At 58.2% G+C, this 18252-nt stretch carries 15 protein-coding genes, 2 rRNA genes and 1 pseudogene (1 of these 18 running past the window's edge); 8 read left to right on the top strand and 10 right to left on the bottom strand.

The genetic code is table 11. The annotated features are described in order from the left end of the window. Positions 1-1015: ribosomal RNA gene (locus POR16_RS19895) — 23S ribosomal RNA — on the top strand (it extends 1878 nt beyond the left edge of the window). A 157-nt stretch (positions 1016-1172) separates the two neighbouring features. Next, positions 1173-1288: ribosomal RNA gene (rrf, locus tag POR16_RS19890) — 5S ribosomal RNA — on the top strand. 85 nt (positions 1289-1373) lie between these two features. On the opposite strand, the gene POR16_RS19885 is transcribed toward rrf, so the two are convergent. From POR16_RS19885 to mksB, 4 genes are all read right to left on the bottom strand, one after another. Continuing rightward, entirely contained in the window at positions 1374-2621 is a 1248-nt protein-coding gene (locus tag POR16_RS19885; protein ID WP_005890953.1) for a right-handed parallel beta-helix repeat-containing protein, read from the bottom strand. A gap of 172 nt (positions 2622-2793) precedes the next feature. Next, complete coding sequence (gene mksF, locus POR16_RS19880; protein WP_005890954.1) at positions 2794-5622, bottom strand: Mks condensin complex protein MksF; 2829 nt, start codon at positions 5620-5622, stop codon at positions 2794-2796. Next, positions 5619-6326 carry an Mks condensin complex protein MksE gene (gene mksE / locus POR16_RS19875; RefSeq protein WP_005890955.1) on the bottom strand — a complete coding sequence of 236 codons (708 nt, stop codon included), beginning with the start codon at positions 6324-6326 and terminating at the stop codon, positions 5619-5621. The genes mksF and mksE overlap by 4 nt, the downstream gene beginning before the upstream one ends. Then, positions 6316-7593, bottom strand: coding sequence for an Mks condensin complex protein MksB (gene mksB / locus POR16_RS19870; RefSeq protein ID WP_005890956.1), 1278 nt, complete (start codon positions 7591-7593; stop codon positions 6316-6318). Before mksB ends, mksE begins: the two co-directional genes overlap by 11 nt. Before the next feature lie 145 nt (positions 7594-7738). Here mksB and POR16_RS19865 point away from each other — a divergent pair, with 145 nt between their 5' ends. Both POR16_RS19865 and rimI read left to right on the top strand, forming a co-directional pair. Beyond that, on the top strand, positions 7739-8545 hold the full coding sequence (locus tag POR16_RS19865; protein ID WP_005890957.1) for a hypothetical protein: 807 nt from the start codon (positions 7739-7741) through the stop codon (positions 8543-8545). Then, complete coding sequence (gene rimI / locus POR16_RS19860) at positions 8538-8990, top strand: ribosomal protein S18-alanine N-acetyltransferase (RefSeq protein ID WP_005890959.1); 453 nt, start codon at positions 8538-8540, stop codon at positions 8988-8990. The genes POR16_RS19865 and rimI overlap by 8 nt, the downstream gene beginning before the upstream one ends. Positions 8991-8999: 9 nt before the next feature. Here the strand turns inward: rimI and POR16_RS19855 are convergent, their stop codons facing one another. Then, a complete protein-coding gene (locus POR16_RS19855; protein WP_005890961.1) occupies positions 9000-9404 on the bottom strand; it encodes a hypothetical protein in 405 nt (134 codons plus the stop codon). Positions 9405-9580: 176 nt separating this feature from the next. Here POR16_RS19855 and can point away from each other — a divergent pair, with 176 nt between their 5' ends. Then, positions 9581-10219, top strand: a complete 639-nt coding sequence (gene can / locus POR16_RS19850) for a carbonate dehydratase (protein ID WP_005890963.1) — start codon at positions 9581-9583, stop codon at positions 10217-10219. A gap of 71 nt (positions 10220-10290) precedes the next feature. On the opposite strand, the gene POR16_RS27155 is transcribed toward can, so the two are convergent. The 4 genes and pseudogenes from POR16_RS27155 to POR16_RS19835 all read right to left on the bottom strand — a co-directional run bounded on the left by POR16_RS27155 (position 10291) and on the right by POR16_RS19835 (position 14805). Then, a complete protein-coding gene (locus POR16_RS27155; RefSeq protein WP_412458892.1) occupies positions 10291-11079 on the bottom strand; it encodes a methyl-accepting chemotaxis protein in 789 nt (262 codons plus the stop codon). Positions 11080-11148: 69 nt separating this feature from the next. Continuing rightward, a pseudogene (locus POR16_RS27150) lies at positions 11149-11955 on the bottom strand (MCP four helix bundle domain-containing protein); the annotation flags it as partial. 131 nt (positions 11956-12086) lie between these two features. Further along, positions 12087-12734 (bottom strand): HD domain-containing protein, encoded by a 648-nt coding sequence (locus tag POR16_RS19840; RefSeq protein ID WP_005890967.1) that lies wholly within the window; start codon positions 12732-12734, stop codon positions 12087-12089. A gap of 55 nt (positions 12735-12789) precedes the next feature. After that, positions 12790-14805, bottom strand: a complete 2016-nt coding sequence (locus POR16_RS19835; protein WP_005890969.1) for an acyltransferase family protein — start codon at positions 14803-14805, stop codon at positions 12790-12792. 254 nt (positions 14806-15059) lie between these two features. Here POR16_RS19835 and POR16_RS19830 point away from each other — a divergent pair, with 254 nt between their 5' ends. From POR16_RS19830 to POR16_RS19820, 3 genes are all read left to right on the top strand, one after another. Further along, on the top strand, positions 15060-15401 hold the full coding sequence (locus POR16_RS19830) for a zinc ribbon domain-containing protein YjdM (RefSeq protein ID WP_005890973.1): 342 nt from the start codon (positions 15060-15062) through the stop codon (positions 15399-15401). Positions 15402-15529: 128 nt separating this feature from the next. Beyond that, complete coding sequence (locus POR16_RS19825) at positions 15530-15961, top strand: thiol-disulfide oxidoreductase DCC family protein (protein ID WP_005890975.1); 432 nt, start codon at positions 15530-15532, stop codon at positions 15959-15961. A 266-nt stretch (positions 15962-16227) separates the two neighbouring features. Further along, positions 16228-17448: a sugar transporter gene (locus POR16_RS19820; RefSeq protein WP_005890976.1), complete on the top strand. Its 1221-nt coding sequence runs from the start codon at positions 16228-16230 to the stop codon at positions 17446-17448. Positions 17449-17515: 67 nt separating this feature from the next. Here the strand turns inward: POR16_RS19820 and pcsA are convergent, their stop codons facing one another. Then, the gene (pcsA, locus tag POR16_RS19815; protein ID WP_005890977.1) at positions 17516-18235 is read right to left on the bottom strand and encodes a phosphatidylcholine synthase; all 720 of its coding nucleotides are present in this window, start codon (positions 18233-18235) and stop codon (positions 17516-17518) included. Between the last annotated feature and the right edge of the window lie 17 nt (positions 18236-18252).

The following is an 18252-nucleotide window of genomic DNA, read 5'->3' as shown; positions in this document are numbered from 1 at the left end:
AGCCCCGGTAAACGGCGGCCGTAACTATAACGGTCCTAAGGTAGCGAAATTCCTTGTCGGGTAAGTTCCGACCTGCACGAATGGCGTAACGATGGCGGCGCTGTCTCCACCCGAGACTCAGTGAAATTGAAATCGCTGTGAAGATGCAGTGTATCCGCGGCTAGACGGAAAGACCCCGTGAACCTTTACTATAGCTTTGCACTGGACTTTGAATTTGCTTGTGTAGGATAGGTGGGAGGCTTTGAAGCGTGGACGCCAGTTCGCGTGGAGCCAACCTTGAAATACCACCCTGGCAACTTTGAGGTTCTAACTCAGGTCCGTTATCCGGATCGAGGACAGTGTATGGTGGGTAGTTTGACTGGGGCGGTCTCCTCCTAAAGAGTAACGGAGGAGTACGAAGGTGCGCTCAGACCGGTCGGAAATCGGTCGTAGAGTATAAAGCAAAAAGCGCGCTTGACTGCGAGACAGACACGTCGAGCAGGTACGAAAGTAGGTCTTAGTGATCCGGTGGTTCTGTATGGAAGGGCCATCGCTCAACGGATAAAAGGTACTCCGGGGATAACAGGCTGATACCGCCCAAGAGTTCATATCGACGGCGGTGTTTGGCACCTCGATGTCGGCTCATCACATCCTGGGGCTGAAGCCGGTCCCAAGGGTATGGCTGTTCGCCATTTAAAGTGGTACGCGAGCTGGGTTTAGAACGTCGTGAGACAGTTCGGTCCCTATCTGCCGTGGACGTTTGAGATTTGAGAGGGGCTGCTCCTAGTACGAGAGGACCGGAGTGGACGAACCTCTGGTGTTCCGGTTGTCACGCCAGTGGCATTGCCGGGTAGCTATGTTCGGAAAAGATAACCGCTGAAAGCATCTAAGCGGGAAACTTGCCTCAAGATGAGATCTCACTGGAACCTTGAGTTCCCTGAAGGGCCGTCGAAGACTACGACGTTGATAGGTTGGGTGTGTAAGCGCTGTGAGGCGTTGAGCTAACCAATACTAATTGCCCGTGAGGCTTGACCATATAACACCCAAGCAATTTGCGTCGAACGACCAGATTGCGGTGACTGTGAAGATGACACGAACCGAAAGTTTGCGTCACAAGCGACACCTGAATAACCGACTGTCACATACCCGATTTGCTGAAGCGCGCCGTATGGCACGACTCGGTACCCGAATTTCTTGACGACCATAGAGCATTGGAACCACCTGATCCCATCCCGAACTCAGCAGTGAAACGATGTATCGCCGATGGTAGTGTGGGGTTTCCCCATGTGAGAGTAGGTCATCGTCAAGATTGAATTCCAGAAACCCTCATCGCTTATGCGTTGAGGGTTTTTGTTTTTATGGCTCCGACAAATTTCTCCGTTCGATTATGCGCCTCAGTTGAACGCTCCCATACCTGTCAGCTTACTGCCAGGGCGCGGATGAAAACTGCGCATCACAGGCAGGCTTCCGTCTGACTGCCGTGGTGCGTCCCAGCCACGGTGTGATACATCCTCGAAGTCTGCATCTGTTATGGGCTCCGGTAACGTCCACGAGTTGTGTGTCATATCCAGCCCCTCAGTGTTAACCGTCAACCTTCCCTTGTAGGCAATGTTGTTGACCAGATTGCCAAGGGCAATCGGCGAACCGTCCGCTGCGATGCCCAACATGTTGTAATTCGCACCATTGGAAAAGGCAGTGTTGTTAATGAAATCAAGTGCCAGTGTGTGGTGGTTGGCATAGAAGCCAGCAGACTTATTGTCGAAGGCGACTGAGTTGCGAACGGTATGTTTGACGCCGTCAGGTACATACTTCCCGCCGTAGCCTCCCGCCTTGATGCCGTTACCGTTTCCCGCCTCAAGTTTCGTACGCGTGCCAGGCAGATAACCTTGCTGCCATGCCCACGAGTTTTCGATAGTTACTGGCGAGAAGGCATTGATCAGGTCAAAACCATCGTCGGAGTTGTCCCAGGCGCGGCAACCGCGGAATATATTGCCTGGGTGGCCCGCTTTGATATGCGCACCGAAGCCATCGGCACTCTGGCCTGCACCGTTTGAGGTGTAAGGGTCGTAGTTGTCGTGGGAGTCAGTGTTCAGCACCAGATTGTAGCCGCCGTTTTGAATGAACAGGCCTGGCCCCATGTTGTGATGCAGATTGAGTTGCTCGAAGGTATTGTGGCTGCCGCTGTTCCAGATGCCCCAGGATTCGTGATTAAGATGGTTTTCCGGTTGCTGCGGGACACCGGTCACCTCCAGCCCTTTCAGGTGTAACCAGCTGCCGGTTACATTGAAACCTTTGACGCGGCAATCGTCTTTCATGGCAGAGAAGTCGAAGACAGGTGTTTCGCCCGGATAGGCCCAGTAGCGGATAGGTTTGTTTTCGCTGCCGCTGTTGTTCAGGGTGATGGCATTGACGGTGTCTGTACGCGTGGCACAGCTGTTTACGCCCGCGGTGTACGCATAGACTCCTCCGCGGAAGTAAACCGTGTCGCCAGCCTTTGCGGCTTGCTGCGCACGCATGATGGATCGCAGCGGTGCGGCTTTTGTACCGGCAGCGTGATCATCACCGTTGGGGGCAACGTAATAGTCAGTTGCATGGGCTGTTGCAGCAACGGCCAGCAAGGCCGTCAACAGTATCGTTCTCATGAGGTTACTCCAAGCCTGCCTCATGTGATCGTATGCGTGTTTGCTGCAACCCATTATGAATTCGATGAACAAAGAGCGTCTTCGCCGATGGCCTGCAACAAGGCCTCGCTCAATTCAAAGACAGCAAAAAGGCCGCATTCTCATGCGGCCTTCTGGTTACAACTGACCGTCCTTACGAAACGACTTCCGGAACCTCCGGAACCTCCGGCTTCACTTCATCGCGACGCTGAATGTATTTCCAGTCCGCCTCATCGATGTAGATGCCATTCGGTCCGCTGCCGCCTTCCAGGTCGATGGCCACATGAGCTGAAACCTGCGGCTTCACACTTGCAAGGATCGGCACGAAGCCCAGTTGCAGGCTTGTTTCCAGCAGCGCAGCCTGGTTCTTCTCGTCGATGTCTGCCGCTTCGTCGAGGTAGTAGGGCAGGCGCACGCGACCCGCCTGATCTCTATCCATCAAGTGCAGCAACAGGTACATGTTGGTCAGCGCCTTGATGGTCATCGTGGTGCCGTTGGACGCTGCGCCGTCGATATCGGTATGAATAACCGGCTGACCATTGACCTTGGTAATCTCGAACGCCAGCTCAAACAGGTCTTTCAGGCCCAGCTGGTTGTGATTGGCAGCCACCAGTCTTGCCAGGTATTCCTTGGCCTCTTCGTTCTTGTTGTCCTGTTCGGCGCTCTGACTGAGGTCGAAAACCGACAATGTCTCGCCTTCTTCGTACTGTCCGGCGCTGTGGATGATCTGATCGATGTGTTTCAACGCTTCCTTGTTCGGGGCAAGGACGATGCGGAAGCTCGCCAGGTTCGACACCTGGCGCTTGTTGATCTCGCGGTTGAACAGTGCCAGTTGATGCTCGAGGCTGTCGTAGTCGCTGCGGATATTTCGCAGTGTACGAGCGATGTCGGTCACTGCAGCGCGACGAGCCTTGCCCAGCGTCAATGCTTCCTCGCTGCGGTGCGCGTAGGCATTGATCAACAGTTGCAGACGGCGCTCCATGTCGTCCTCACTATCGAACTTGGCCACACCTTTCAGACGAACCTGAGCATACAGGGCTTCTATCTGGCCATCGCTGCGCAGCAGGCCCTGCCAGCTGTCTTGATAGTCATTGAGCAGAGGCAGCAGGTTATCCATCGAGTCGTCGATCGGGTCCATGAACGGCGTGCCGAATGGCAGGTCAGCGGGCAGCAACTGGCGGCGTCGCAGAGCATCGTCCAGCGTGCGCTGCTTGGATTCCATATCGCCGATCTGGCGTGCGATCAGTTGCAGCTTGGCTGACAGTTGCTGAACGCGTTCGGTGAATGCATCACTGGAGCGTTTCAGCTCATCCTGAGCTGCTTCCATCTGTGCCAGTTCTTCCAGCTTGCCGGACTCTTCTGCGCTCAATGTCTGGCAGCGACGGAAATCTTCCAAGGCTTTCTGGGCATCCAGCACCTGCTGATACAGCGCTTCGGTCTGTGTCTTGCTCGCCGAGCGGTCTGCAGCTACCGCCTGTTGGGTTTTCAGTTGCTTGAGCTCTTTCTCCAGGCGTTCCTTCTGGTCACGCAACGCAGCGCGGTCCGCCAGTGCCTGCAATGCAGGAGGCTCGATATTCGACAGGTTGATGTTCAGTCCAGGCACAGCAAACTGCTCGCCTTTGAAGCTGTCCAGAATGGCTTCCAGGGACTTGACCCAAGCACCATTCTCGTCCAGCGAAATACCCTGCTCGCCCAGCGGCAGGCTGAACAACGCGCTGTTGAACAGGCGCATCAACCGCTCTACATCCGGCTGGGAAAACTCTTCACGCAGGCGCGCGTAGCTATTGTTGTCGGCATGGTCGAGTTGCTGCCTGACTGACTTGAGGCGTTTTTCCAGATCCCGCAGACGCTCGTCCAGGTCTTCCGCGCTGAACTGCCGGGACTGGGCAAGCGCACCGGCGAGTTCGTCGTGGGCATCTTTGGCGGCCAGCAACTGCTGTTCGAGGACCTTGACGTCGTCGACCAGCGCGAAGCGATTCTTGAGCACAGACAGCTCGCCAACCCAGCGCTGAATACTGCTGATTTCACGCTCCAGACGCATCAGCTCTTGAGTGCTGCTGCGCTGGTCGTTCTGCATTTCATCCTGCTGAGCGCGGTAATGCTCGGCCTGAATGACCAACTCTTCCTTGCGCGCACCGGAATAGTCCGACCAGGTGCCCAGCAACGAATCGAGGATGGGCGACAGGCGATGCAGCTTGCCACGCAGCAGGTCGCGTTGTTTGACGCCGGCAGCCAGAGCCTCGACCAGCGGGCCAGCCAGCACCAGCGAATTGTAATCCTGCTCCATGCGCCGCACGTCGCGGAACGCTTCTTCACAGGCCGCGATGTAATCGACGCTGCCCGAGCGCAGGCTGTGCTCGAACGCATCCAGAAACAGCTGCTTGAGTTTGGCCGCAGTGATTTCGCGCATGTGCAGCAGGTTGATGAACAGCGCGCGGAAGGTCTTGAGGCTTTGTTCGCTGGTAGAGCGCAGCGGGATCAGTGTCAGGTCCAGCGGAATCGACGTATGGCCGCCGACCAGCAAGCGGCGCAGCTCGTCCGGCTTGAGTTCGTAGGCCTTCAGCCCTTGGCTTTCCAGATTGCTGAACAGCTCTTTCTGACGCAGGCAGGTGTCGTTCTTTTGGTAATGACCCAGATCCAGCTCGCCAGCGTACGCGAAGAACTGATGACCGAAGCCACCACCCGGGCCGCGCCCTACAACGCCGATCACGTGTGGGCCGTGGGGCAAAGAGACTTCGACCAGAATGTAGCTGGTGTCAGAGGCAAAGTAGAAGCGTCGCGACTGCTCGAGACTGTACTTGCCGAAGCTCATGTCCGACATGCGCGCCAGAATCGGAAACTGCAGGGCGTTGATCGAGGCACTTTTGCCAAGGTTGTTCGCGCCATACACCGACAGCGGGTTTTCCAGCGGGAACAGGCCCAGGCTGTAGCCGGCAGTGTTCAACAGAGCAAAGCGGCGGATGCCATAACGTTCCTGGCTCATGTGTCCATCTCCTGTCGTTGCTCATCGGCAATTGCCCGGGCCAGCGCCTCTTCCTCGGTTTCTTCGCCAAACTCGGCGAGATCCAGAGGATCGTCTGTTTCCAGCAGTTTTTCGTCGCTGTCATCATCGATAAGCACAGGCGTCGGCAGCGGCAGGGCGCTGTGCAGGCTGGCCGCCAGATCGCGGTCCTGTTGCACCGACAGGCACACATCGAGAAAACGGTGCATCGGCGGCAGAAAGCGGTAGATGCCGACTTCTTCGCTGGCGAAACCCAGTTGAGTCATGCGGCGCATGATCTTCTCTTCCAGTTCTTCCTGAGTCTGCACTTCGGCCTGGAGAAACAGGTCGCGGTACTTTTCCAGCATGGAAGGCAATTCGTCGCGTCCCAGGCTGCCGCCGTCCAGCACCGACATAGGGTCACGGCCCTGATCGGCCAGATGCTCGACGAGAATGAAGGTGAACAGCGCCAGGCGCTGAGCGGTCTTGTTGACCTGCGCGGCGGCCAGTTCCGGTACGAAATAATAGAAACCGCGTGTGTCGCAGACCAGCTCGTAGCCCAGAGCCTTGAACAGCGTGCGGTACTGATCCTGACAATTGGACAGTTGGGCGTACAGCTCCGGGTCGCGGCGGCTGATGTGGTAGCCCTTGAACAGCTCGCGAAAGATCGGCGCAAGCTGGGACATTTCGGATAGATCAAGATGCATGAACGGTGCTCTCGGAATTCTCTGGCTGCTCGTCTTGAGGAGCGAGCAGGGCAAAGGAGCGCAGGCTGACGCGGTGCTCCCGGGTTAAATATTCGCGACGCTCCAGGCGTTCGCGGACGAAACGCTTGTCACGCGACAACCGCGAGAACCAGTACAGCAGCTCGTCGGTTTCGCCGGTCGGCTCCTGCTCCAGCAACCAGACCATCAGGTCGGGCATCGGCAGGGCGTTTTCGCAGCGTTCAAGCATTTCCTTGACGGTGCGCGGCGCACGTGGCGGCTCGCCTTTGCGTGTGCCGCTGGCCTTGGGGAATTTAGCGGGTTTGGGCTCGAAGCGCGCCAAGGCATACACATAAGCCTCGACCTGGCTCGCGCTGCCCAGAAAGGTACTTTGCGGACGGGTGAACATCGGCATGGCCGCCTGTGGCACCGCGTCCAGGCCTTTGCGGCGGATAGCCGACAAAGCCAGCGCCGCGCCGCGGGTCACCGCATTGTGACGACGGGCCTCTTCGCGCAATGGCAGCAGCAGCTCGCGCGCATGACGCAGTGTCAGCTGGGCGCTGGTCTGCATTTCAAGGATGCGCGCATGTGTTCGCAGCAGCATGTCGTCATCGACCAGATGGCCGAGACGCTGTTGCTCGGTCAATAGGCGCAGCAGCACGTTCTCGACCTTGCGCACGCCCTGTTCGAAAGCACCATCGGCGTTGACCAGTTGAATCATCGGCTCGACGTATTCATCCCAGGTGGCCAGCACTTCTGCATAGCGCTGGCGCAACGGGATCTGCCGGTCGCTGGTCTTGGCCCGGTCAGCGACTGCGACCAGTGCCTGCTCGTCGTTGGCCAGCTTCTTGAGCACGTCGCGGACGCGCATGTCCAGCAGCCGCAGCTGTCTGGCCAGATCGTTGGCATCGCGAACATCGAAGGCGTCCTGAATGTAACCGGCCAGTCGTTCAAGGTGGCGCAAGTAGGCTTCGATTTCCAGGCACAGACCAAGGCGATGCTCGCGGCGCAGATAGGACAGGAAGTCGTGAATCTGCGCGTTGAGTTCAAAGCGGTTCGGGCTTTTCGCGACGGGCACCAGAATGTCCAGACGAATCCACACGTCCAGCAGGTTGGTGATGTCTTGCGGGGTGCTGTCCTGTTGCTGTGCGGCCAGTTGCAGACGCAGTTCGCTCAGGCTCAACGTACCCTGGTCGAAATGTTCGCATAAGGGCTCGAGTAGCGCCCAGTGCTCGGCAAGGGCGCGCAGGACGCGCTTGGGTTCGATCATCGTTAGGCCGGCTTGTTGGCAAGTGAAAAGCGGCAATTGTACTGCATCAGTCGCCTGATATTTCACCTCGCGGCGATATGCTGCAGCGCGAAAACACGAACAAGGCTAGAATTGCGCGCTTAACTTATCCACAGGTGGCTGACCCTTGCTCAACGAGTCCCGTCGCCGCGCTTACTTGACCGCCATGCAGGTGGTCAACTGGCTGCCGCGCACAGAACTGCCATTCGCCGCACCCTCACGCCCTGAACTGCTCGTGCCGTTGCCGGCTCTGGTCGAAACGCAGAGTGTTGCACCTGTTGCTGCACCTGCGGCCCAGGCTGCTCCCGCTGAGGCGTCGAAGGTCGTGCCGATTGCACGTCAGCCCGAACGACCGAAGATTGAGGTGCCTCGTCCTTCGTTGGCCAGCACCCGCACGGCTGCCCCGGTAGCCGAAGAGGCCGAGCCGACGCCGCCCAAGGCGCCGGTCGTGCCGCCTCCGCGCTTTGCTTTGCAATTGTTGCGTGCCGGACGCTGCCTGCTGCTGGTCGAGTTGACGACCGGCCAGCCTTTTCAGAGCCGCGATCCTTCCTATCTGCTGCTCAAGGACATGCTGCGCGCAGCCGGTCTGCCCGACAGCCCGCAGATTATTGGCGAACCGGTTCGCTGGCCGTTGCTGGTACGCGGGCAAATGGACCAGGGGCCGGAAGCGGCGCGCGACTTCGTGCAGGGCTTTGTCGGGGCACGCCTGGAAGACGAAGCCTGCGCCTGCCTGTGGCTGATCGGTCTGCCGTCGATGAAATACGCCGGTGAAGTCGATGCCGAATCTTACAACCGCGAACTGCAGGTCGAGGGTCTGGGCGTTGCCTGGGCACTGCCAGGCCTGGAACTGTTAATGGACGAGCCTGAACGCAAGGCTGATGTCTGGAAAGCCATGCGTCGGCTGATGACGCGCTGGAAATCGATTGATGAGTGACGCCGTAACCTTTCGCCGCATGACCGAAGCCGACATGGACGCTGTGCTGAAAATCGAATATGCGGCGTTTACCCACCCATGGACGCGCGGGATTTTTCTCGACGGGCTCAAATCCTATGAGATCTGGCTGATGTTCGAAGGCGCGCAGCAGGTCGGTCATGGTGTCATTCAGGTCATCATCGACGAAGCACACCTGCTCAACATCACTGTAAAGCCGGAAAATCAGGGACGTGGTCTGGGGCTGCTGCTGCTCGATCATCTGATGAAGCGTGCTTACCAGCTCAATGCCCGGGAATGCTTTCTGGAACTGCGCGACAGTAATCGGCCAGCCTATCGTCTGTATGAAAACTATGGTTTCAACGAGATAGGCCGGCGTCGTGATTACTACCCGGCAGCGGACGGTCGTGAAGATGCCGTGGTCATGGCCTGCACGCTGCTGGACTAACCGTTTACATCAGCGCTGATTGCTGTCCAGTGGGTCGATGATCGCCATTTCCTCTTCATCGAGACCACTGCCTGCGCCGATTTCATCTTCATCGACGACGGTCAGATCAAGATCAGCCGGGTCGCCATCGCCCTGCTCGGACGGCGACCGCGCCCCGTCTTCATGGATCAGCGTTTCCGGAGACAGGTCGTCGTCAGTCGAGTGGTGGTCGTCCGTCGAAGCGCCCGTCAGGCCGGCCTCACGTACGCGTTGATCCGGAATTTCATGTTGCAGCTCGCCTTCAGGGATAAGATCGCCGATACGGGCCGGTTCTTCCTCGTCGAAATCGAGTGTTTCCATGGAGCCCATGCGATCTTCGTTGTCATCGATGGGTTCCGGTTCGGTCGCTCCGAACGGGCGGCGTGGATCGTTCATAAGAAATCCTCATTTCACGTGGTCGTGGAAAGTGGACCGGCCATGACTTTGAAGATTCCTTTTTGTTGACCGGCAGTTGATGGCTGATGAACCTGTGTGGGTGGCGGTAAGAAAGACGTGACTTGAGGGATTCGACTCCAGTCCAAGGCTGGGCATCATTATCGAGGCGTCAAAGCATGAACGAGCTACAAGACCTGATTGATAACAATGCACGCTGGGCCGACGCGATAAAGCAGGAAGACCCTGACTTCTTCGCCAAGCTGGCCCGCCAGCAAACGCCTGAGTTTCTGTGGATCGGTTGTTCCGACGCGCGCGTGCCGGCCAACGAGATCGTCGGCATGCTGCCCGGTGATCTGTTCGTTCACCGCAACGTGGCCAACGTGGTGCTGCACACTGACCTGAACTGCCTGTCGGTGATCCAGTACGCGGTAGACGTGCTGAAGGTCAAGCACATCCTGGTCACCGGCCACTATGGCTGCGGCGGCGTGCGAGCTTCCATGCAGGACCGTCAGTTCGGCCTGATCGACGGCTGGCTGCGCACAATCCGTGACCTGTATTACGAAAATCGCGAATTGCTGGCCAAACTGCCGACCGAAGAAGAACGTGTCGACCGCCTGTGCGAACTGAACGTGATTCAGCAGGTGGCCAACGTCGGTCATACCAGCATTGTGCAAAACGCCTGGCATCGTGGGCAGAGCCTGTCGGTGCATGGTTGCATCTACGGCATCAAGGACGGTCGCTGGAAGAGCCTCGACGTGACCATCAGCGGCTTTGAGCAACTGCCGCCGCAATACCGTCTGCGTCCGCAGGATTGATCGACGCGCAACCGCGCTGTTTCAACGCCAGCCCGCCTGTTTAAATGCAAGGGCTGGCGTTGATGCAATCTTCACAGCACGAACCGTTGCACCATCAGGTTCAGGTCGCTGGCCAGCATCGACAGCGCGTTGCTCGCAACGGTTGTCTGCTGTGCGCCCGAGGCTGTCTGGCTCGACAGATCGCGAATGCTGCTCAGGTTGCGATCCACTTCACTCGCTACCTGAGCCTGCTGTTCCGCCGCACTGGCGATCAGCAGGTTGCGATCGTTGATTGTGGCCGTCGAGCTGATGATAACGTTCAGCGCCTCGCCGGTCGCAGCGGCCTGCTCCAGCGTCAGATTGGCCTGAGTTGCGGTATGCCTCAGCGAACTTGCCGTCTGCTGGGTGCTCTGCTGCACGCCGTTGATCAACCCTTCTATTTCCGCTGTGGACGCGCTGGTACGTTGTGCCAATGAGCGCACTTCATCGGCGACCACGGCAAACCCGCGTCCCGCTTCACCCGCGCGCGCGGCCTCGATGGCGGCGTTGAGCGCCAACAGGTTGGTCTGATTGGCGATGGCGCGAATCACGTCGAGAATGCTGCTGATGCTCTGTGTGCGCTCGGCCAGCCCTTCGGCCTGATGGGACGAGTCGAGGACATTTTCGGTCAGTGCCCTGATCGAAATGATGGTCGCCGACAGCTTGTCCTGCCCTTGCGCTGCGGCCTGAGTCGATGCCTGGGACTCGGTCACGGTGTTGCTGGCGTTGCCTGCCACTTCCACGGCAGCCTGGCTCATCTGATTGACTGCGACGGCAGCTTGCTCGATTTCATCGTTCTGCAATTGCAGGTTGAGCGCGCTGGCCTCGGCGATGCTGCCCATCTCCTGCACCGATTGTGACAATTGTGTCGCTGCTGCATAAATCTGATCAATCGTGCCATGCAGGTTGTTGCGCATGCGCCCGAGCGTCATCAGCAGCAGCGCGGTTTCGTCCTTGCCTTCAGCTATCGGATGGTGGGTCAGGTCGCCATCGGCGATGGTGCTGGCGATTTGCAGGGCCTGGCGCACAGGATGAATAATGCTGACGCTCAGGCGCCATGCCAGAAGCAGGGTCAATGCCAAGGCAACCGCGATGGCGCTCAGGGCGATGATGCGGGTCTGCTCGTAGCGGGCGCCGGCTGCCTCCACCGCGCTTGCCGCACTTTGCTTGTTCAGCTCGCGCAGCAGTTGTACCTGCATGTCCATCAGGTCGCCTTGCATCATGAGCATGGTGTTGGCCAGCATTCTGGCTTCATCCAGCTTGTTCTGCTCGACCAGTGTGATCTGACTCAGCAGGCCTGGCATGAAGGCCTTGTAAGCCTCTTGCAGCGCCATGATGGAGTCGTGTTCGGTGCCGGACTGAACACGCGCCAGGTATTCCGAAAAACCTTTATCGACCTCGTTCTTGAGCTGTTCTACGTTGATCTTGCTGTTGATGACGGCCCCTGGGTCGTCGGCGTTGGCAATCAGGCGGGTGGTTTCACTGCGCAGCTTGACCAGGCCGATTGCGATGGCATCAGCCACGGCGATACTGGGCAGAGCGCCACTTTCGACGACCTCGCCCTGATTGCGTATCTCCTGCATCTGCAGCAGACAGAAAGCGCCCAGAGCAACCATCAGCAGAGAGGTGATGCCGAAGCAGATCACCAGGCGAGGCGTGATCCTGAAACGACGCAGGATGGTTGTCGTTGTGGTCTGCCGACGAGAGAAACGAGGCATCAATCTTTTCACGGCACACAACCCCTATAAACACACGGACCTTCTAGGAGAGCCGTTTATAGGGCAGTTGTGTGATGTCTTTGTGACATCTAGCGTTTCAAACGAAAACAAACCACAGTTCACGGCAGCGGTTAGCCAATTTCTTCCATCATTTCGTCCAGAAAGCGCTTCAATCGCGCGTGTCTGACCTCTGCCATCTGTTTGCCCGTAGGGGTCTGAAAGCCTTCTGCGAGATGAAGCAGCTTGGTATAGAAGTGGTCGACGGCAAATTCCTTGTCGTCATAGGGGCGCTGGTTGGCGTAAGGATCAACTGGGTCGTAGAGCGATCTGCCCATCCGGCCTGACACATAAAAAGTGCGCGCCACGCCGAGCATGCCCAGCGAGTCAAGCCGGTCAGCGTCCTGCAAGATTTTTGCCTCCAGCGTCAGCGGAGTTATCGCCGCCGAGAAGCTGTGAGCCTCGATGGCATGCGCAACGGCCGCGATGTTTGCTTCGTCCCACCCAATGCCTGCCAGTAGCTCATTGGCCCTGGCGGCCGCCAGTCGTGACGCTCCGGCACGGAACGGCGAGTCTTTCTCGACCGAAACACAGTCGTGCAGCAACGTGGCAGCGATCAGCACCCGCGCATCGCCGCCTTCCCGATCACGGATAGCGCAGACGTTTTTCCAGACGCGCAGCAAATGCGAGGCGTCGTGCGATCCATCGATTTTTTCGGCGTGGGTATACGGGATCAGCTGGTTGGCGAGATCCTCGAATGGGGCGAAGCGTGCGGCGATCATGGGTCGTCCTGAAAAGTGGGGCTCGACCAAGGATTGCAGAAAGCACGCCCCTCTGTCATTGGGCAATGATCTGGTTGATCTGCGCAGCAAGCAGCCCGGCACCTTCTGCATTGAGGTGGTTGAAATCCTTGTAATAGGATTTCAGATCGCCTATCAGGCACTGCCCAAGCTTGCAGAATGCGCTGTCCGGGATAATCAGGCGGATCTGATCTGACGCCTGTGCATGCTCGAACAAGGTGCGTGTGAAGCGCTGAAGACGTTCATGCGTTTCCACAGTTACCGATACTTCGCTGATCAGTTGCAGTGTCTGTGCTGCGTTTTTCGGGTTGTTGCGAGCCAGCCGGTAGTAAAGGTTTTTCGGCTCGATCAGTTGTTGCGGCACTTGCGCGACGATGATGACTTCACTGCCAATCGCTCGATAAGCCTGAACGGTGGTTTCAAGGGCTTGCGTGAAAACGATTCGCGAAGCTTCGCGGGTGCGCTCCTGCCGGGAGGCTGAAATCAGAAAGTATCTGGCCGAAAGTTTTTTGCCGTAATCGCCGTCGGTGTAAAGCGTCCAGCGGGCGACCAGCACCACTTTTTTGATTTTGTGCTTTTTCACGTAGGCAAATTCACGACCGGCCAGCGCTTCGCACACCCCCGGCGCATGGTTGCCGCTGACGACGTCCACACCCAGCAGCGGCAGGCAGCCGCCCAGCCCGATATGAACGACGGTTGTGCCCTGGTCACGTGCGACTGCATCGAAGGTCGACAGCAGGGCTTCAGCATGACTGTCGCCGAACACCGCCAAGGCTGGCGTCCCTGTGCTGTCGCGCTTGCCGAACAGACAGAAATCGATTTCGTCCTGGCCGCAGCGGTCGCGTATCTGTGGGTCGGCGAACTGCCGATACAGAGCCGGGTCGACATCAAAACGCTGGCCAAAGCCGTTGTTCAGATAGCCGGTCAGCCCCAGAGCGATGAACAGCGCCGATGCGAGACCTGAGAAGGTGAATACCTGCTGACGGCTGAAGCCACCTTTGAAGCCACCTTTTTGGCGAAAAGGCTGTTCGACAAATCGCCAGCTCAGCCAGGCCAGCACCAGCGACAGCAGCGTCAATGCCAGCATGACCTGCAGGCCGGGTTCCGCCAGGCTGCTCTGACGGGCGAAGGCAAAGATGGGCTGATGCCACAGGTAAGCGCTGTAGCTGACCATGCCGATGAGCACTAGGGGTTGACTGCTCAGCACCTGTCCGGCCCAGGTATTTTTGTTGGCGTAAACGATGATCAACGTTGCGCCCACAACAGGCACCAAGGCATTGAAGCCCGGAAAAGGCGTGTTGCTGTCGAACGCTGCTACAGCGTAAGCGATGAGCAAAATGCCCAGTAGCGCCGCCGCCTGAGCTACAGGGCCCGCGGTGTCTGCTTTGTGGGGGCGCCAGGCAAAGTAGAAGGCGATGAACGAACCGGCCAGCAACTCCCAGGCGCGTGCGTGCAACAGGTAAAACGTGCTGCTGGCGTCGTGCTGCGCTCCCCGTTGCGCCAGTGTCAGGCTGCCCAGTGCCACAACTATCAGCAGCGCGACGAGCCTGCCGCGACCGATGCGCCAGCCCAGCATCAGCAACAGCGGAAAAAGCAGGTAGTACTGTTCTTCGACTGCGAGTGTCCAGGTGTGTAGCAGTGGCTTGAGTTCAGCCGTTGCGTCGAAATAGCCACTTTCCAGCCAGAACAGCACATTGGAGGAAAACGTCGGTACTGCTACCAGGCTCTTGGCGAAGTATTTCAGGTCAGGCGGGTCAAGGGTCATCCAGGCGACTGGCAGGCAGACGAGCATGACCGCGAACAGCGCGGGCAAAATGCGCCGTGCGCGCCGCTCGTAGAAATTGATCAGCGAGAACGTGCCGCGTGCCATTTCCGCGATGATGATCGAGGTAATCAGGTAGCCGGAAATCACAAAAAATACGTCGACGCCGACAAATCCGCCGCTCAGGAACGGTAAGCCCGCGTGATAAAGCATGACGGGAACGACGGCCAGCGCGCGCAGGCCATCGATCTCGGGGCGATAGCCGAGCGCCGGGTTGTGTGGAATGCCCATGGGGTGTGTTCTCGGGTGGTACAGGGGGATAGGCAAGAACTGCGATAGCTACCGCCAGCGCCGGGCGCAGGACGGAAATGCATAAAGAAGAGGGCAAGGAGGAAGTCGGTTCAGTGGCCTGTATTTTTTAGTTCAGTTGCCTGCATCTGTCCACTCGATGACCTCGCTCCCGGCTATCCACAAGCAGCGCTTACCCTTAAACCGGAAAAGCCCTTTATAATTCATGGTTTTTACCCCCTGATGCGAGAACCCCTGTGAGCTTACCGTCCTGCCCGAAATGCAATTCCGAATACACCTATGAAGATGGCAGCCTGTTGATCTGCCCGGAATGCGCCCATGAGTGGCCTGCTGACGCCGGTAGTGCCGATGCAGCCGATGACGTGAAGGTCATCAAGGACTCCACCGGCAACGTCCTGCAGGACGGCGACACGATCACCGTGATCAAGGACCTGAAAGTCAAAGGCTCATCGTTGGTGGTCAAGGTAGGCACCAAGGTCAAGAACATCCGTCTGGTCGACGGCGATCACGATATCGACTGCAAGATCGATGGCATCGGCGCCATGAAGCTGAAGTCCGAGTTCGTCCGCAAAGTTTGATTCGGTCTGGTAATCGCTTTAACGTGAACGCCTCGCCTGTCGCTCGACAGGCGGGGCGTTCGTATTTTCGGCTGCACTTCGCCTGTGCTCTGCTGCAACAGGTGGCTGCTCTTACAAGGCAGGTAATCATGTCCACAACCCCCGCGCCGTATTTGCAGCCTGATGAGTGTGTCGTGCTGTTCGATGGCGTCTGCAAACTGTGCAATGGCGTGGTCAGGTTTCTGATCCGCAACGATCCTCATCGACGCTTGCGCCTGGCAGCCGTGCAGTCGGACGAGGGCCAGGCCCTGCTGAAATGGGCCGGCTTGCCGCTGGACGAATTTCATACCATCGCGGTCATCGTCAATAATCGGGTGTTTGTGCGCTCGGACGCCTTTCTGCACATCATGGGTCTATTGCCTGCGCCGTGGCCGTTGCTCAAGGTGCTGCGTATTTTTCCGCGCGTTCTGCGTGATTGGGCCTACAACCGCATCGCGCTCAATCGTTACCGCCTGTTTGGTCGCTATGATCACTGCCTGTTGCCATCGCCAGAGCACCGGCAGCGCTTCCTCGGAGATTGACGACCGGCGGTCACCTGCAAAATCTCATACCTATGGACGGGTTGTGATCCACCTTGGTGGTCCGTAGAATTCGCGCATCTGGCTGTATTCCCTATATTCACAATAATCCACTTCACACACTGCGCCCGGTCTTGACGGTCGAGCGGAGCGTTTTTGCGTTGGTTTTTCAGTGGGACAGGCCGTGGTTTTATGCACAGGTGCCATGCGTGTTGTGATGCGTGGCGGTCGACCTCCGGGTTTGAATATTTTTAGAGAGCTGTGAATTCTTGATAACGACACCTCCGAACGCCCATGAAAATGAAAGCGCTGGCAGCTGGCTGGGCGTCTTCGCGTTGGCCTTGGCGGCCTTCATTTTCAACACCACCGAGTTCGTGCCGATCGGCCTGCTGAGCAACATCGGCCAGAGCTTCGACATGACGCCGGCACAGGTCGGGCTGATGCTCACGATCTACGCCTGGGTGGTGTCACTGATGTCGCTGCCGATGATGCTGGCGACGCGCAATATCGAGCGGCGCAAGCTGCTGATGTTTGTGTTTGGCCTGTTTGTGGTCAGCCACGTCATCTCTGCGATGGCCTCAAGCTTCGCGATCCTGCTGGTCAGCCGTGTCGGTATTGCATTTGCGCATGCGGTGTTCTGGTCGGTCACCGCATCGCTGGCAGTGCGTATCGCGCCACCGGGCAAACAGGTTCAGGCCCTCGGGTTGTTGGCGACAGGTACCTCGCTGGCCATGGTCCTCGGCATTCCGCTGGGTCGGGTGCTTGGTGAGGCTCTGGGCTGGCGCACCACCTTTCTGGGCATCGCCGGGGTCGCTGCGCTGGTGGTTTTCCTGTTGGCCCGCGCGTTGCCTTTGCTGCCCAGTCAGAACTCTGGCTCGTTGCGCAGCCTGCCGATCCTGTTCAAGCGTCCGCGCCTGATGGCGATCTATCTGCTGACTGCCATCGTCGTGACTGCGCATTTCACCGCCTACAGCTACATCGAACCGTTCACCCAGACGGTGTCCAGGCTCAGTGGCGAAATGACCACGATCCTGCTGCTGGTCTTTGGTGGCGCAGGGATCATGGGCTCTATCATTTTCAGCCTGTTCAGCGATCGGTTCCCGAATGGGCTGTTGATCACTGCCATTGGCACCCTGACGCTGTGCCTGCTGATGCTGTTGCCGCTCTCCGGCGATGCAATCTCGCTGGGTACGCTGACTGTGGTCTGGGGCATGGCGATCATGTGTTTCGGGCTGCTCTTGCAAGCGCGCGTGCTGGCGCTGGCGCCGGATGCGACCGATGTGGCGATGGCGCTGTTCTCGGGCATCTTCAATATCGGTATCGGCGGCGGGGCGCTGCTGGGCAGTGTGGTCAGCAGTCAGCTGGGGGTGGCGGATGTCGGCATCGTCGGCGGTTTGCTCGCCCTGAGCGGGCTGGGACTGTGCTGCTATACGACGCACCACTTCGGCAAGGTCCGGCCTGCGGCTGAGGCGGCTGCCTCGAGCAAGTGATGCTCGCATAAAAAAGCTCGCTGACCGCGCAGGGCGATCAGCGAGCTTTCATGGTCTGACAGTCAGCTCAGGCCTTGAGCCGGCCCAGCCATTCCAGTGAAGTTCTCCAGATGCAGATCCCCAGGAAGTAAGCCGACATGGTCATCCACACGCCCATGACCACGGGGCCATTGTGCGGATGGTTGCTGATCAGCAGGGCGCTGGATAGCAGCCATACGGTGGTCACTGCGATGTTGATCGGCATGAAGCGACGCACACGGAAAGGGTGCAGAAACTTCATGCGGGTCAGGGTCAGCAAAGCCAGAGCGATGATGGTGATGAATGTCAGCCAGGGCGCCGGCGAAAGAATGTAAAGGCACAGTGCGACTACGTTCCAGGCCGCAGGAAAGCCCTGAAAGTAGTTGTCCTTGCTCTTCATGTCGACGTTGCAGAAGCAGAACAGCGACGAGACCAGGATCACCGAGATGCTCAGCAGCAGGGTGTAGTCCGGCACCGGAATGTATCGGTAGATGAACAATGCGGGGATGAACACGTAGGTCAGGTAATCAATCACCAGGTCCAGCACCGACCCATCGAAGTGCGGAAGTACCGAGGTGGTGTTGACCTTGCGTGCCAGCGAGCCGTCTACGCCATCTACGATCAGCGCCGCACCGAGCCACAACAGGCAGGCTTTGGGTTCATTGTTAAACAAGGCAATGGTAGCCAGAAACGCAAGGACGACGCCGGTGGCGGTGAAGCCATGCGCGCCCCAGGCGTTGATTCTGGCTATGCGTTGATTGGTTATCACGGGGCGCTCTCCAGGAA

The organism is Pseudomonas coronafaciens pv. oryzae str. 1_6 (genome assembly GCF_000156995.2).
Classification (GTDB): Bacteria; Pseudomonadota; Gammaproteobacteria; order Pseudomonadales; family Pseudomonadaceae; genus Aquipseudomonas; species Aquipseudomonas tremae.
This window is presented reverse-complemented; position numbering and strand designations above follow the sequence as displayed.

Bases quoted from the DNA above. Each gene is read 5' to 3' on its own strand.
- POR16_RS19885 (WP_005890953.1), bottom strand. From the start codon at position 2,621: ATGAGAACGATACTGTTGACGGCCTTGCTGGCCGTTGCTGCAACAGCC.
- mksF (WP_005890954.1), bottom strand. From the start codon at position 5,622: ATGAGCCAGGAACGTTATGGCATCCGCCGCTTTGCTCTGTTGAACACT.
- mksE (WP_005890955.1), bottom strand. From the start codon at position 6,326: ATGCATCTTGATCTATCCGAAATGTCCCAGCTTGCGCCGATCTTTCGC.
- mksB (WP_005890956.1), bottom strand. From the start codon at position 7,593: ATGATCGAACCCAAGCGCGTCCTGCGCGCCCTTGCCGAGCACTGGGCG.
- rimI (WP_005890959.1), top strand. From the start codon at position 8,538: ATGAGTGACGCCGTAACCTTTCGCCGCATGACCGAAGCCGACATGGAC.
- POR16_RS19855 (WP_005890961.1), bottom strand. From the start codon at position 9,404: ATGAACGATCCACGCCGCCCGTTCGGAGCGACCGAACCGGAACCCATC.
- can (WP_005890963.1), top strand. From the start codon at position 9,581: ATGAACGAGCTACAAGACCTGATTGATAACAATGCACGCTGGGCCGAC.
- POR16_RS27155 (WP_412458892.1), bottom strand. From the start codon at position 11,079: ATGGGCAGCATCGCCGAGGCCAGCGCGCTCAACCTGCAATTGCAGAAC.
- POR16_RS19840 (WP_005890967.1), bottom strand. From the start codon at position 12,734: ATGATCGCCGCACGCTTCGCCCCATTCGAGGATCTCGCCAACCAGCTG.
- POR16_RS19835 (WP_005890969.1), bottom strand. From the start codon at position 14,805: ATGGGCATTCCACACAACCCGGCGCTCGGCTATCGCCCCGAGATCGAT.
- POR16_RS19825 (WP_005890975.1), top strand. From the start codon at position 15,530: ATGTCCACAACCCCCGCGCCGTATTTGCAGCCTGATGAGTGTGTCGTG.